General features: G+C 40.0%; 14 protein-coding genes and 1 pseudogene. 10 read left to right on the top strand and 5 right to left on the bottom strand.

The window, feature by feature from the left end; genetic code table 11:
* Positions 1-570: 570 nt before the first annotated feature.
* Together AC1DYB_RS30355 and AC1DYB_RS30350 are read right to left on the bottom strand one after the other, a co-directional pair.
* A complete protein-coding gene (locus AC1DYB_RS30355; protein ID WP_477440688.1) occupies positions 571-1,332 on the bottom strand; it encodes a LytR/AlgR family response regulator transcription factor in 762 nt (253 codons plus the stop codon).
* Positions 1,313-2,332, bottom strand: a complete 1,020-nt coding sequence (locus AC1DYB_RS30350) for a sensor histidine kinase (protein WP_295715850.1) — start codon at positions 2,330-2,332, stop codon at positions 1,313-1,315. Before AC1DYB_RS30350 ends, AC1DYB_RS30355 begins: the two co-directional genes overlap by 20 nt.
* A 177-nt stretch (positions 2,333-2,509) precedes the next feature.
* Between AC1DYB_RS30350 and AC1DYB_RS30345 the strand changes: the two genes are divergently transcribed.
* The 6 genes from AC1DYB_RS30345 to AC1DYB_RS30320 all read left to right on the top strand — a co-directional run bounded on the left by AC1DYB_RS30345 (position 2,510) and on the right by AC1DYB_RS30320 (position 5,988).
* A complete protein-coding gene (locus tag AC1DYB_RS30345; RefSeq protein WP_477440686.1) occupies positions 2,510-2,638 on the top strand; it encodes a hypothetical protein in 129 nt (42 codons plus the stop codon).
* On the top strand, positions 2,635-3,666 hold the full coding sequence (locus AC1DYB_RS30340; protein ID WP_477440684.1) for a sensor histidine kinase: 1,032 nt from the start codon (positions 2,635-2,637) through the stop codon (positions 3,664-3,666). The genes AC1DYB_RS30345 and AC1DYB_RS30340 overlap by 4 nt, the downstream gene beginning before the upstream one ends.
* Before the next feature lie 215 nt (positions 3,667-3,881).
* Positions 3,882-4,646: a DUF1223 domain-containing protein gene (locus AC1DYB_RS30335; protein ID WP_477440682.1), complete on the top strand. Its 765-nt coding sequence runs from the start codon at positions 3,882-3,884 to the stop codon at positions 4,644-4,646.
* 28 nt (positions 4,647-4,674) lie between these two features.
* Positions 4,675-4,863: a hypothetical protein gene (locus AC1DYB_RS30330; protein WP_477440680.1), complete on the top strand. Its 189-nt coding sequence runs from the start codon at positions 4,675-4,677 to the stop codon at positions 4,861-4,863.
* A 103-nt stretch (positions 4,864-4,966) separates the two neighbouring features.
* Positions 4,967-5,419, top strand: coding sequence for a hypothetical protein (locus AC1DYB_RS30325; protein ID WP_477440678.1), 453 nt, complete (start codon positions 4,967-4,969; stop codon positions 5,417-5,419).
* Positions 5,420-5,571: 152 nt separating this feature from the next.
* Positions 5,572-5,988 (top strand): acyl-CoA thioesterase, encoded by a 417-nt coding sequence (locus AC1DYB_RS30320; protein ID WP_477440676.1) that lies wholly within the window; start codon positions 5,572-5,574, stop codon positions 5,986-5,988.
* A gap of 102 nt (positions 5,989-6,090) precedes the next feature.
* On the opposite strand, the gene AC1DYB_RS30315 is transcribed toward AC1DYB_RS30320, so the two are convergent.
* Positions 6,091-6,513, bottom strand: coding sequence for a carboxymuconolactone decarboxylase family protein (locus AC1DYB_RS30315; protein ID WP_477440674.1), 423 nt, complete (start codon positions 6,511-6,513; stop codon positions 6,091-6,093).
* 343 nt (positions 6,514-6,856) lie between these two features.
* Between AC1DYB_RS30315 and AC1DYB_RS30310 the strand changes: the two genes are divergently transcribed.
* The 3 genes from AC1DYB_RS30310 to AC1DYB_RS30300 all read left to right on the top strand — a co-directional run bounded on the left by AC1DYB_RS30310 (position 6,857) and on the right by AC1DYB_RS30300 (position 9,286).
* Complete coding sequence (locus AC1DYB_RS30310) at positions 6,857-6,988, top strand: hypothetical protein (protein WP_477440672.1); 132 nt, start codon at positions 6,857-6,859, stop codon at positions 6,986-6,988.
* A 160-nt stretch (positions 6,989-7,148) separates the two neighbouring features.
* Positions 7,149-8,441, top strand: a complete 1,293-nt coding sequence (locus tag AC1DYB_RS30305; protein ID WP_295715836.1) for an epoxide hydrolase family protein — start codon at positions 7,149-7,151, stop codon at positions 8,439-8,441.
* A gap of 164 nt (positions 8,442-8,605) precedes the next feature.
* Positions 8,606-9,286 carry a metal-dependent hydrolase gene (locus AC1DYB_RS30300; protein ID WP_477440670.1) on the top strand — a complete coding sequence of 227 codons (681 nt, stop codon included), beginning with the start codon at positions 8,606-8,608 and terminating at the stop codon, positions 9,284-9,286.
* Between the two features lie 188 nt (positions 9,287-9,474).
* Here the strand turns inward: AC1DYB_RS30300 and AC1DYB_RS30295 are convergent, their stop codons facing one another.
* Both AC1DYB_RS30295 and AC1DYB_RS30290 read right to left on the bottom strand, forming a co-directional pair.
* Complete coding sequence (locus tag AC1DYB_RS30295) at positions 9,475-12,153, bottom strand: alpha-L-rhamnosidase-related protein (RefSeq protein WP_477440668.1); 2,679 nt, start codon at positions 12,151-12,153, stop codon at positions 9,475-9,477.
* Between the two features lie 263 nt (positions 12,154-12,416).
* Positions 12,417-12,770, bottom strand: a complete 354-nt coding sequence (locus AC1DYB_RS30290; RefSeq protein WP_477440690.1) for a glycoside hydrolase family 66 protein — start codon at positions 12,768-12,770, stop codon at positions 12,417-12,419.
* Between the two features lie 255 nt (positions 12,771-13,025).
* Between AC1DYB_RS30290 and AC1DYB_RS30285 the strand changes: the two are divergent.
* Positions 13,026-13,322: pseudogene (locus tag AC1DYB_RS30285) on the top strand (hypothetical protein); the annotation flags it as partial.

The raw sequence follows: 13,322 nt of genomic DNA, 5'->3' as shown, positions 1-13,322 counted from the left end.
GAACTTTCTCGCTTCATCATCCGAATCCGCTATATGTTTTGGAGGTTTTAATACCTCTTAACTTTTCATTTTTATTGGCTAAAATCGCTTTAGCTTTTTTTACTTCTTTTCCTCTTTCAAGGACCCTTCCGTTTGGGTCTGCAAAGGTAGAAACCTTTTCCGCTTTTCCAAAACCTTTTTCGCTTTTATTTTTTTAAGCGTTTTTTCAGTTTTCAATCCCCCTTTTCCTTCTCTCTCTTCTTCCTCAGCGGCGGGGTGCAAAAGTAGCAAACTTTTTGACTTTCCGAAAATTTATCTGATCTTTTTTTGAAGCCTGCTTCTTCTCGCTTTCCCTCTTCCTGCTTCAAAAACCCTTTCAGTAACCTTTCTAAGAACAATACCCGCTTCCTCGTTTGCGGGCTGCAAAGGTAGGATTGTATTTGTAATTTCCAAATTAAAAAAAAATAAAATTTAAGCCGGCAAAACAACCGCTTTTATTACCGTATTCAGCAGCGGACTGGGGTTACACTTCCCTCCCATTCGAATCACAAATTTCAACAGCGAACAATCCGGTTAACTTTGTTCTTCAAACTACCTGCTTTCAAGCCAGCTTAAAAAAACACTTGTCTTTTCTTTTCCTATCAATAACTTATCAGGGCTGGGAATAACGAGTTTAACAAATAACTTCCTGTCAAAATAATGTTCTACTTCCTTAATAGCCTTAAAATTAATAAGGTATTGCCTGTTAAGCCTGAAAAATTGTTTGGAAGATAGCAGGGCCTGCACCTGATCAAGTGATTGAACAATTGAATACTCCTCCCCATGAAATGTCATGATGGTGGAAGAATCATTCCTGATATAGAAAAAGGCTATTTGATCTGTTTGTATAGTAATATACTTATTGTGTGTGAAAACTAAAAAGCTTTTTTTACCCTCATCCATCCCAATCTTCTTTAATAAACCATCCAAATCGGGCTGAGTATTTTGCTGAAAAAAGTTTTTAAAGTTTTCAACCTTTTCAAAAGCTACCTGTAATTCATCTTTAGAAAAAGGTTTCAGTAAATAATCAATGCCGTTGGCCTTGATCGCATCCATTGCATATTCACCGTACGCGGTGCAAAATACTATCGGGCAATGAATTTTAACCGCCTTGAATATCTCAAAACATAAGCCATCAGAAAGCTGAATATCCATAAAGATCAGATCTGGCTCCTCATTTTGAGATAGGTAATTGACCGAACTTTCAATACTCTGGAAATGCGCCGTAATTTTGGCATCAGGCCTCATTTTAGTAATCAGGTTTGCCAGGGACTTTGCTGCTTTAAGCTCGTCTTCAATAATGATTATTTTCATAAATGATTGGAAGTTTTATGGTGAATAAAGTTTCACTGGCGTGGATCTCTATTTTTTTATTTAAAAGATGCAGATAACGCTGATTGATGTTTTCGAGCCCCATTCCTGTAGAAACTTCAGGCGTTTTTTTTAGCTGAAGCTGATTTTCAACAACAATGAAATCCTTTTCTGAATATAAGCGGATGTGCAGGGGACGATCCAACGACACAATATTGTGTTTAATACAATTTTCAATGAGGAGCTGCAGGGTAAAAGGAGGCACTAAAGATTGATAGAAATCCTTATCAATAGTAATGGAAAGATCAATACCATCTTCAAAACGCGCCTTTAACAAAAACAAATAGGCATCAAGTATCTCGAGTTCATCAGAAAGCCTGATCAGATCCATTTTTCGACTTTCGAGGGTGAACCTGTAGAAATCTGCAAGCTTTAAAATAAACTCCTCCGTATGCTCATCACTGCTCTCCACCATGTATTTCAAGGTATTTAAACTATTAAACAGGAAGTGTGGATTTACCTGCTGTTTAAGTAGTTCATACTGTGCACCCAGGTTGTCTGATTTGGTACGCTCAAGCTCTATGCCTACCTGCTGATTCTGGTAACTCTGATATAACATATTCAAAAACATGTAAAACATGATATTGACCAGAATTCCTCTTACTTCGAACATTAGCATTACCGGGCCAAAATTTAAGTGCGAGAGCAAAAATTGCTGAATGCAGGCCAAAATAAACATTACCCCAATTCCAAAAAATACACCCTTAAGCAGCCGTATAATTGAAAATCCATTGGCAACATCCCGCGAAGTGTAGGCTGGAAGGGTAATTATATTATAATACCATGTAACAACAGCAAATAAACATGTTACGGTTGAATCGACAAGTGCCTCGTAAAGATTGAAGTGACGTTCAGCAATTTTTGGAACCGAAGTAAGCACACCCAGGAAAAAAGAACTCAGCCATATTATTTTATTTGAAATCTTAAATGGTTTTTTTCTCATATCAATTAAAAGATCAAATATAGTTAAGTAGCGAATTGATTTAATAATGCAAGCCAGTTCATGGCACTTCAGGATTGGAAATGTCTATTCAGGCAATTCAATTGTCTGGTTGAACTTGTAATTACTACCCCTTCGCATCTGTTTAACATAGCTTAGTATAAAACGATCATCAAAGTTATGAAATTATCAAAGCGGCCAAGGGCAGGAAAAATAGGTTTATTTATCGCCAAAAATATCATTAACCATCAGGATAAAATTAATCAGATCATTGATTTAAAAACCCTGGTATTTCCACAATCATCATGAACAATTCAATTAAAAAAAACGCCTATAAAATATCTCCGGCAATTATCTGGCTAAGTTCTCTTTTCATGGGCGCATTAGCCTCTGTACCCAAAATTGCCGCACAGCACTTTAGCATTGCTGAGGCGTTGGTGAATTCAGGCGCTACTTTTTTGTTTGCATTATTGGTATGGTATTACCACATCTACACACTTCGTCGTTATAACCCGCACCATAAAATCAAAAGATTACCGATACTGCCGCTCATGTTTAGCCTTTTGGTTGGCTTGGTGGTTATATTTATGCTTGCTTACGGTCAGTATTTAATGTTTTCAAGTATAAATCTTAGATCAGAGGTGCTAATGGTTGAAGTAAGGGGTATACTCATTAACCTGGCATTTTACACACTTCTTCACCTGTTGTATCAAGGTTACCAAAATCAACAGGTAGGTATAGAACTGGAGCGCACCAAAGCAGACGCCCTTGGCGCACAGTACGAACTGCTTAAACAGCAGGTAAACCCGCATTTCTTGTTTAACAATATGAACACCCTGAAAGCAATGGTAGAAACCGGTGATGAGCATACGGTGGAGTTCATTCTAAAACTATCTGATTTTTACAGATTTACTTTGCAAAGCCGTAAGCACGACCTTATTCAAATATCTGACGAGATTGAAATATTGAACACGTATATGTTTTTATTGAAAACACGGTTTGAGGACGGGATAAATCTTGTAAATATCATTGAACCCCAATACGCCACATCCCTTATTCCTCCATTTACGCTACAACTGTTAATTGAAAATTGCATCAAGCACAATGTTGTATCCCTTGATCGCCCTCTTAACATTAAACTGTATACTGAAAATGAAAAAATAATAGTCGAAAATCAGTTACAGCTTAAAAAGACGCCGGAAATTTCTACTAAAACGGGGCTCGAAAATATTAACCAGCGTTATAACCATCTGTTAAACCTGAAAATTGATATTGAAATTAACGAAGAGTCCTTTAAAATTAAACTTCCTATAATACATGAAGATTCGAAGCGATAAATAGACTGTTACCATATAATGGATAGTTTTCAATGGCTGTGCGACCAGACAATTATGTGTGACCAGATCAGCATGAAAAAAGTCTAACTCAGCTAAAACTATGCCCGACTGGGCCAATTTTAACTAACCGACCGCCCCCTTTTGAAATAGTTTTGTGTAACAAATAAGAAAAAAACATGAAATCAATTAAAATTTTAGGACTAATAACTTGCTTTATGATAACCGCATTATCCTTTTCGGCCTTTATTGGCAAAAATAAATCAACTGCTAAAAAAGATACTGTAAAAGCTGATGGAAAAGGTTTTGCGGTATTAGAATTATTTACATCAGAGGGCTGTTCAAGTTGCCCACCTGCCGATGAGCTAATGGCAAAAATACAGGAGGAAGCACATGGCAAAGACATCTATTTGCTGGCATATCATGTTGATTACTGGAACCGGTTGGGCTGGAAGGATATTTTCAGCAGCGCCGATTTTTCAAACCGACAGATACAATACGGACGCTGGCTGGGCGGAGTACAATTTTATACTCCCCAGGTTATTGTAAACGGGAAAGCCGAATTTGTAGGATCGGATGAATCGGCACTTCGCAATGCAATCTCGGGTGAGTTGAGTACCAAACCAACTGCAACACTAACCCTCCAGGCTCAGCAGGATGGTGAAAAACTTAAAGTACAATACCAGGCAAGTAAAGCGAAACAGGGCAGCAGCTTATTGATTGCGGTAGTACAAAAAAATGCACAAAGCAAGGTGGAGCGTGGTGAAAACGCCGGACACACGCTATCGCACGTGCAGATTGTACGTAAACTACAAAATGAACCTTTAAACGCCAGCGGGAATGGAAGTGCCACAATAGCATTGCCAAAAGGGTTCAACAATCAAAACTGGGAAGTGCTTGCCCTGATACAAGACCAAAGCAACGGTGAAATTTTAGGCGTTGCCAAAGCTGATCTGGCTAATAATCCAACCGTTGGAAAATAAGGAATAGCTATTAACCGCAAACAGAATCATGAACAAAATCAGCAAATATGGGCAGAATAGGTTAATTATCGGTTTAATTTCATTGCTATCCATGTCATTTGTTACAAGCGCTCCTTTTGAAAGCAATCCCCAGGATTGTGAGCTGATAAGCGTTATACCAAAAAAGAAAAACACCGGATACTTAACAGATGACGGTAACATGTCTTCGCCAGATTGAAAATTACCTGTATTTATTTCCTATCCATTTTAAACGCAGTAAATGAACAGTCAACTGCAGGCATTCCTGCAATTGGGTTGGAAACTTAAAATTAACAATCACCATGAAAAAACAATTTTTAATAGCAATAGCGTTGTTTTTCTGTATCCGGGCTTATGCCCAGGTTGGAACGCCAGTGAAATGGTCTTACGCACCCCAAACACTAAATTGCACAGAAGAAGCCGTGTCTTTAAAAGCAAGCATACGATCTGGCTTTCGCCTCAATTCATTTCGCGTTGGTAATATGAGCGCAGGCAAAGCTTCATTTGAGCCTGCAAAGTCAAGCCTTTATCCGATAAAGGATATTACTGTAGCGTCTATTCCACTATCGAAATTCAAAAATGCATTTAGCGCCAATGTTGCAAATCTTGAAAATGAATCATTTTATCGGCGATATGTAACACTAAAATTTCCAAAGGTGATTGACGAGGCAGGCAAACTCAGCTACGTTGCTTACGGCGATAAAAAATATCTGCCGTCAACAGGCAATGACTTTATTATTTCTTTGGGTAAGTAACAACTCTGTATAAGGGATATTAAAACCGGGAGTAATAAATAACTTTGCATTATAAACAAAAAGCACAGTGTTATATACCTATTATATAATACTGTGCTTTGCCATGAAAGTAATAACCCAAAATATCGCCCTTATATTTTAAATAAACACAAATGGAATATTCAAAAAATTATATTGCAAAGGAAGAGCACATAGATGTGCAGGAAATTATGGATGGCCTATACTACCCATTTTATATGGAGTATTGCAGGCATGATTATATCAGGGAGGTACTTGGCTTCGATTTTGAAACTGAAGCAAAAAATGGGGTGTTTATGGTTTTATCTAATTACAGTATCAGCTTTTTAAGATCATTAAAAAAGGGCGATAACTTTACCGTTACCTGTACTTTATATGCCGATAAGGCCGGGCTGCCAAAGCTGCATTTTAAGCAGTCAATTATTTTAAACGGCAAGGTGATGACCAAAGCTACATTCACCGGCACCTGTGTCCCAGCCACAGGCGGCAGGCCATTTTTACCACCTACCATTCTCGAAAAAACAAAAGATGCCCCGATATTGGAATTGTAAGCCGCGGTGACAGTCGCTTGAGCTATCAATCGAAACTACGATTTCTTTTCATGTAATTTAAAAGTACTAATTAGTAGAGTCCGGATTTTGTTCTGTACTCTACTAATAGGTAGCTCTAACAATCCTGTTCCAAGAGTTAATGGTGACAATAACCATAATGACCTGTGCCAATGAAACATCATCAAACACTTTGGCGGCATTACTATAAGTATCATCTGCAACCCCCTGAGATATATTGGTAATTTCTTCGGCAAGTGCAAGCGAGGCGCGTTCTCTTTCTGTGTAATCCGTGGCTTCTCGCCAGGATCTTAGTCCGCTGATACGCTGTTCTGTGTCGCCCAGTTTAATTGACTCTTTCGTGTGCATATCCATACAATAAGTACAACCGTTGATCTGTGATACCCTGTTCCTGATTAATTCGATCAGGATAGGATCAAGACCGCTTTGATTAACGTAGTCTTCCAAACCATCCATTGCCGCAAACGCTCCGGGCTGAAGGTTATTGATATTTATTCTTTTGTTCATAACAAGGAAACCTGTTTTAAATAAAAACAGGCACAAAAGTATCAATTAGTAGCAATCCCATGATACCCAAATCGGAATTGATCTCCTTGCGAAATATATCAAGACCTATCCCAAATTGTTTCTTAAAAAATTTACTGAAGTATCACAGCGAAACTATATTTCCAGGTTGTTTAGGATATTATATCACTATCTGCATAAATTCATTTAATATGATGATTTTTAATGGCTTATTGATATTTTTGTCCCTATAATCTCCTGGTAACTACGTTCTTGAATAACCAACCCTAAGGTGCGGAGATTTCTTTAAACTAAATGGTTAAACAGCTTTTACGAAAGCTGCAATATGATCATCAGCCAATATAAATCAATAGAAAAGATAAAATTTCTGAAAAGCGGCGTTCCATCATCAGAAGGTGTTTATGTATACAACATCTCCGTCGCTCTTAATCAATCCGTATACAACAGCTATAGCTAACAGGTATAATATGGAACTCTATTTAAATTGAAAAGTTTTCGGGTTTAAAAATGACTACTTCAAGGCCAACTTAGTCCATTTAAACTATTTGGAGGTAGGACGTAGCCTGATCTGAGAATACTTTTGAGGCAACAATTCAAAACACTAAAAATTTAAAGCAATGAAAAAGAACAAACGCACCTTTGCCAGTACAATTATTACCGGCATTACCGGAGTACTTGTACTATTAGCCACTACAGGCTTTTCCCAGACTGCTCCTGCCAGCAATGATTCTACCCAGATACGCCCTTTTCACGTTAACATTCCTGACGCGGCACTAACTGATCTTCGCCAGCGCGTGTTGGCAACAAGATGGCCCGATAAGGAAACTGTAACTGATCGTACCCAGGGTGTAAAACTGGAACAGATCCAAAACCTGGTAAAGTACTGGGGTACAGATTATGACTGGCGTAAAGCAGAAGCAAAGCTGAATGCCCTGCCACAGTTTATAACCCATATAGATGGACTTGATATACATTTTATACATGTGCGCTCTAAAAACCCAAAAGCCCTGCCCATCATCCTTACTCACGGCTGGCCTGGTTCTATCTTTGAACTCCTGAAAATTATTGGCCCGCTTACCGATCCGGAAGCTTACGGCGGCAAAGCATCAGATGCATTTGACGTAGTAATACCTTCTATGCCCGGCTATGGCTTTTCTGAAAAACCTAAAACTACCGGATGGGGTCCTGACCGCATAGGCAAAGCATGGGATGTGTTAATGAAACGCCTTGGATATACTCATTATGTATCGCAAGGTGGCGACTGGGGTTCAGTTGTAGCTGATGCAATGGGCCGTCAAAAACCTGCAGGTTTATTAGGTATCCACGTAAACATGCCGGCAACCGTACCTGCTGATATAGCGAAAGCGCTTCAAAGCGGCGGTCCTGAACCAGCCGGACTTTCAGCTAAAGAAAAAGCCGCTTATAAATCAATGAATTATTTATATACCAAAGGTGGTGGCTATGCCGGCATCATGGTAACCCGCCCGCAAACAATAGGTTATAGTTTAACAGATTCGCCTGTTGGCCTGGCATCCTTCTTCTTAGACAAGTTTAACGACTGGACCTATAGCGGAGGCGATGCCCAGAAAGTACTTACAAAAGACGAGATCCTTGACGATATCACCCTTTACTGGTTAACCAATACCGCGGCTTCGTCAGCACAGCTTTACTGGGAAAATGGCACCAATAACTTCAATGTTGTTGAGCAACGGACACATGAAATAACAATCCCGGTTGCTATAAGCGTATTTCCAGGCGAAATATACCAGGCGCCAAAAACCTGGGCAGAAAAAGCTTACCCTCATCTGATTTATTTCCACGAGGCAAACAATGGCGGCCACTTTGCCCAATGGGAGCAACCGCAAATATTTGCTGAAGAACTTCGTGCAGCATTTAAATCCCTGCGTTAATTTAGATAAACACAATTTGACGGCGCGCAATATGTGCGCCGTCTTTTTAATATCTAATAGAATACAACCCCATTAAACAATCTAATTAACAGTTGTTTACTGTGCATAATTACCTGTTAATATCCCACATCGCTAATTAATACATTTACAATAAAACCAAAGAAATGAAAATTACCTATTACGGCCATTCATGTTTCTCAGTAGTTGCAGGTGGTAAAAATATTTTGTTTGATCCCTATATCACGGGAAACGAGCTGGCAAAAAACATCGATATTAATGAGATTGAAGCCGATTATATTTTTGTATCCCATGGTCATTTCGACCATATACTTGATGCTGAAGCTATCGCAAAACGTACGGGTGCGCAAGTTGTTGGCAGTTTTGAATTATATAATTATTTCACTAAGCAAGGTTTAACAAATGTGCTTCCTATAAACCCGGGCGGTCAGGCTTCATTTGATTTTGGAATGGTTAAAGCTGCTATCGCGCAACACTCCAGTAGTTTCCAGGATGGCAGTTATGCAGGAGTGGCGAGCGGATTTGTTTTTAAAACCAATGATGGTAATTTTTATTACAGCGGCGATACCGCCCTTACTTTAGATATGACCTTAATTCCCAAATGGGCCAGTCTCGACTTTGCCATATTCCCGATAGGTGATATGTTAACAATGGGCGTGACCGATGCCATTGAAGCCGCCCAGTTTGTAAACGTAAACCAGGTGATGGGGGTACATTATGATACCTTCGGCTTTATCAAAATTGATAAATCTGATGCAATCCAGAAATTCGAACAATCGGGTTTGAAATTGCATTTACCTAAAATAGGCGACAGCATCAATATATAGTAAAGCAAAACTTTGATGGCCTATATATAATGGTATCATATCCTATAGATAAAAAAATTGTCCCGGATCTCATCCCGGGACAATTATATATTAATAACAGCTCAATCTCATGCTGATCCTGGTTACAAATGAAGTTTATATATTCAATTTACGGCAATCAGTAAATATCAATTTTCAATCAATATGTATCAATGATCGCTAAGTCTTATCAGGCGTACATGATCAATCATTGCCTGGTTAACATCACCATTCATATTTTCATTGGCATCCTTCAATTGTAATGAGATCTGGTGCATGCCTTTGCCAAGCTTTACTTTAACCACGTTGCTATATCCCCAGTTGCTCCACTCCTCTTTTCCTCTTTGTGGTAATACAACGGTACCGGCAAAATGTTTATCTACATCCAATGTGCGTATGGCGCATTTATTTTCTGTATTGATTGGTCCGTTACCATTGGCATACCTAAAATCAATGGCATAGATGCCGGCTTGATCAACCTTAACTGCGATATTTAAACTGGTGTTTACCGTTTTGCTGATCTCCACAAAACCTTTACCAGTAAAACCCTGGTAAGCCAGGGGTGACTGATCAACCGAGCCCTCAGCCTCAATAGTTTGAACCGAACCGGCAGGAACAACCTGTACAGGTTCGCTTGCAAATGAACCCACACCCTTTGTATCAATAGCAATAACCTGGTACTCGGCATACTCATTGGCATTTACCGCATAGGCAGCTGTTTTATTATTGGCGACAGGCTGCCCATTTTTAATGATACGATAGCTTGCGGCCCCTGCTGTTTTTGGCCAGCTAAGCTTGCCTTTGGCATAAACCGCAACCGGGGTTTCAGGTGCGGTGTAACCCGGACTAAGATTGCTTTTACCGGTTGATACATTATTGGCTAATATTATTTTGATGCTATGCTTTCCGGTCAGATCAGCTGGAATAATTGCACCTGTTATAGTTTTACCATCAAGGGTGATGCTTTTCATTTGGTTGCCATATCCCTCCATAGTAATATTTAACGTTGCTCCCCGGTATTTAAAATTATCCAATGAGCGGGTACCGGCCAGTGCCCGGGGTACAAATGGTTTTAACTGCAAACTGTTCTCATTGTAGTGGATCCCAAACAGTACTTTATAAACCAATGCGATATTACCCGATAGGCTCCAGAGCATATTGCTGCTATTTATTTGGGTACCGGCGAAGTCGCCGTTACTGGCCACAAAATTTTCCTTGTTGGTAAGCCACAAAGCCGCCGGGCGGTATATCGCGCTTATGGCCCTCAAAACCGCTTCTTCATTACCCGCTTTGGCCGATGCCATTGCCCAGTAGGTTTCTACAAAGGGCCACACAGCGTTGTTATGGTAAGGCAGTATATTAGGGATTTGAGGGTAAATACATGGAATACCAAACTCATTTACAGGAGTATTGTTGACCACCATTTGTTGCTTACCCGCGTCGGCCGCGTCAAATAGCACAGCCAGAGCCTCGCCCAATGCTTCTGATCTGGGTGACAACGTTTTATAATTGCGACCATACAGGTATTGGCCATAGTATCCTTTGGAAGGCAACCACAGGTTGTTCAAACCTTTTTTAATGCCCGCCGCTTGTTGGGTATAGCTTTTAGCCGCAACTTTATCATTCAGCAAACCGGCCATAGAGGCTAACACCTTGTTCACCTGGTAATGTACCACCGTAGTACCCAGGCATTCCGACTCATAGATATCAGCCGGCTGCATCCATTTGGGGTAAGTCTCTTCACGCCAGTCAAGAAATGAAGATTCACCGCGCACCATGCCTGTTTCCTTATCGTACACATTCAGCGCGTCATCGGCAGCCGATTTTTTGATAATCCTGTAAGCTTTTTCCAGCCAATCCTTATCGCCTGTTACTTTGTAAACCTCCCAGGCAGCCACTGCCCAGATCATCCTGTCCGACGATACAGGATAAGCGCCGCCCGTTCCGGTATCCTGAATTATCCGGCCATTTTTCACCTTCTTCATCAGGCTGTAAACTGCAACCCGGGGTTGCAGTACAGCCATCGAGAGGATAATACTATAACTAATGTCTCTTGTCCAAACCCCTCCCCACTCCTTACCGGTGCGGAAGGTACTATCGGGTTCAACAGCGTTTTGCATTTCCTCCAAAGCAAGGTTATACAACGCGTCGGTGATTTTGTATCCCGAATGATATTGCGGAAACGCGCTCACATCTTTAGTCATTTTCCATGACGAGGCTGTGCTGTTTGCATCCTGGGGTTTGTTCAGCACCAGGGTAGTTTCATAGATACCGTCACCATCAGGGTCCTTCAGTTCCAGTTCGGGGCGATTATGGATGTTATTAAAATCCCATATCATGGGCGCCGTGTTGCCGGCCACATATACTCCTTTAAAATCAGCCTTATATATCTTATCGTCATTAAAGCAAGTGTAATACCCCTTGCTTTTAAAGGCATCCAATACGGCGCGCATATCAACCCTGATCCTGAAACTGGTAGAGGGTTTCAGGTAGCTGCCTTGCGGTACGGCCTTATGATCTGCATAGCTTTCACCAAATTTAATCAGTGGCGTTTCATTAGCCTGGGCAATACAGCTGAAATGATGATCGTTACCCGATGGCAGTTCATTGTCTTTACCATTAATGCTAAACTTGAAATCTACAACAGGGCTTTTGTACAGGTTGGCCGGGCTTTGATAGTCGGACTGCAACTCTGTAGCTGAAATAGCCTTCGCCGTGTATTTACCCTGTACCACCCTATCGGCGTATACGGTATATGCTTTTGATGTGTAAATGGGTTTACTGCTTTGAGCGTTCACGTAGCCAGCTGTGAGCAGTAAACTAAAAATTACAGGAATTGAATATTTCATTAAAAGGTATTTAACGTTTATACTATTGGTTTAAACCACATGTGCTAAGTGTTCCATACGGAACGGTGATACACCCTGAATAGGATGAACACATTACATATTGACAATCAATACATTAAATATTTTCACAATCACATCATGAAACAATACAACTACTGATAATCAACACATTAACTCTTACTGAAACAAAGCCAGAAGTGCAAATGTTTTGATTTTTATGCCCGGGAGTTCCGGTTGGGAGTTCCAGGAAATTTCAGTAGTACTTATTGATACTCCACTACAATCATATCTCGATATTTAAGTAAAGGCAATGTAAATGTAGCCGAATTTCCGGATTGTGTAAAAGTTACCGCCTTGGATACGCCGCCATCAATATCAGGGGATGCTACCCAGATATTTTTAATGACCTTTGTTGCTGTAAAGTTGAAACGGCCATTGGTTACCGGGCTTGGCGCCCCTTGTGTTCCGTTACGGTCGCGCCAATCAAAGCTTGCGGCGTTGGCCAAATTAATAAGGTGAATAACCTGTTTAGTTCCCAGGTCTTTCCCTATTACCGAAACCTGCCCGGTTTGCGGCGGAAAGTTGTTCAACTTAGTTTTACCATCAGCCGCTGTAATTAATAGCTTCCGGCCTTCTTTGTATAATTTATTTAGTTAGTAGCCATGCAAATCTCGCGGATTACCCACTAAACGGGCACATAATACCAGGTAAATTTTATCGTTAAAAGCCTCAAAATCAACCCTTGTTTCTTTTTTTAATAATTAAAAAATCTTTTTTTTCTCCAACCGAAAACTTTTCTCTTATTAATAGGTTATAAGCTTAATTATTTTAACAATTAGGGTTGTTACCCTAAGACAATTAATCGATAAACTATGAAATATTCTACATTAAAGAAAACAGTCGCATTGTCATTTGCTTCTTTGATGGTTGTAGGGATAGCTAATGCTCAAACCGATACCACCAAAACAACAACTACTACAACAACTGCAACTACAACTTCGTCTGAAACATCTACTGCCAAGGTATTTGGCGGTATTGGTCAGTACAACACCTTTAGTATCGGCGTTAACGTTGGTATTACAGACGGACTTGTTCCATTTACTATTAACACTACAAACAAATTTAAAGTTGATTTGGGTTATGGTGTTACTTTAAGGCAACAACTATCC

This window comes from Mucilaginibacter sp. P2_A4 (assembly GCF_056405015.1).
The sequence above is the reverse complement of the archived record's forward strand: the minus strand, read 5'-3'. Positions and strand labels throughout refer to the sequence as shown.

Coding starts and splice junctions, on each gene's coding strand:
- AC1DYB_RS30355 (WP_477440688.1), bottom strand. CDS start 1,332: ATGAAAATAATCATTATTGAAGACGAGCTTAAAGCAGCAAAGTCCCTG.
- AC1DYB_RS30310 (WP_477440672.1), top strand. CDS start 6,857: ATGATCATCAGCCAATATAAATCAATAGAAAAGATAAAATTTCTGAAA.
- AC1DYB_RS30330 (WP_477440680.1), top strand. CDS start 4,675: ATGAACAAAATCAGCAAATATGGGCAGAATAGGTTAATTATCGGTTTA.
- AC1DYB_RS30325 (WP_477440678.1), top strand. CDS start 4,967: ATGAAAAAACAATTTTTAATAGCAATAGCGTTGTTTTTCTGTATCCGG.
- AC1DYB_RS30320 (WP_477440676.1), top strand. CDS start 5,572: ATGGAATATTCAAAAAATTATATTGCAAAGGAAGAGCACATAGATGTG.
- AC1DYB_RS30315 (WP_477440674.1), bottom strand. CDS start 6,513: ATGAACAAAAGAATAAATATCAATAACCTTCAGCCCGGAGCGTTTGCG.
- AC1DYB_RS30300 (WP_477440670.1), top strand. CDS start 8,606: ATGAAAATTACCTATTACGGCCATTCATGTTTCTCAGTAGTTGCAGGT.
- AC1DYB_RS30305 (WP_295715836.1), top strand. CDS start 7,149: ATGAAAAAGAACAAACGCACCTTTGCCAGTACAATTATTACCGGCATT.
- AC1DYB_RS30350 (WP_295715850.1), bottom strand. CDS start 2,332: ATGAGAAAAAAACCATTTAAGATTTCAAATAAAATAATATGGCTGAGT.
- AC1DYB_RS30295 (WP_477440668.1), bottom strand. CDS start 12,153: ATGAAATATTCAATTCCTGTAATTTTTAGTTTACTGCTCACAGCTGGC.
- AC1DYB_RS30340 (WP_477440684.1), top strand. CDS start 2,635: ATGAACAATTCAATTAAAAAAAACGCCTATAAAATATCTCCGGCAATT.
- AC1DYB_RS30345 (WP_477440686.1), top strand. CDS start 2,510: ATGAAATTATCAAAGCGGCCAAGGGCAGGAAAAATAGGTTTATTTATC.
- AC1DYB_RS30335 (WP_477440682.1), top strand. CDS start 3,882: ATGATAACCGCATTATCCTTTTCGGCCTTTATTGGCAAAAATAAATCA.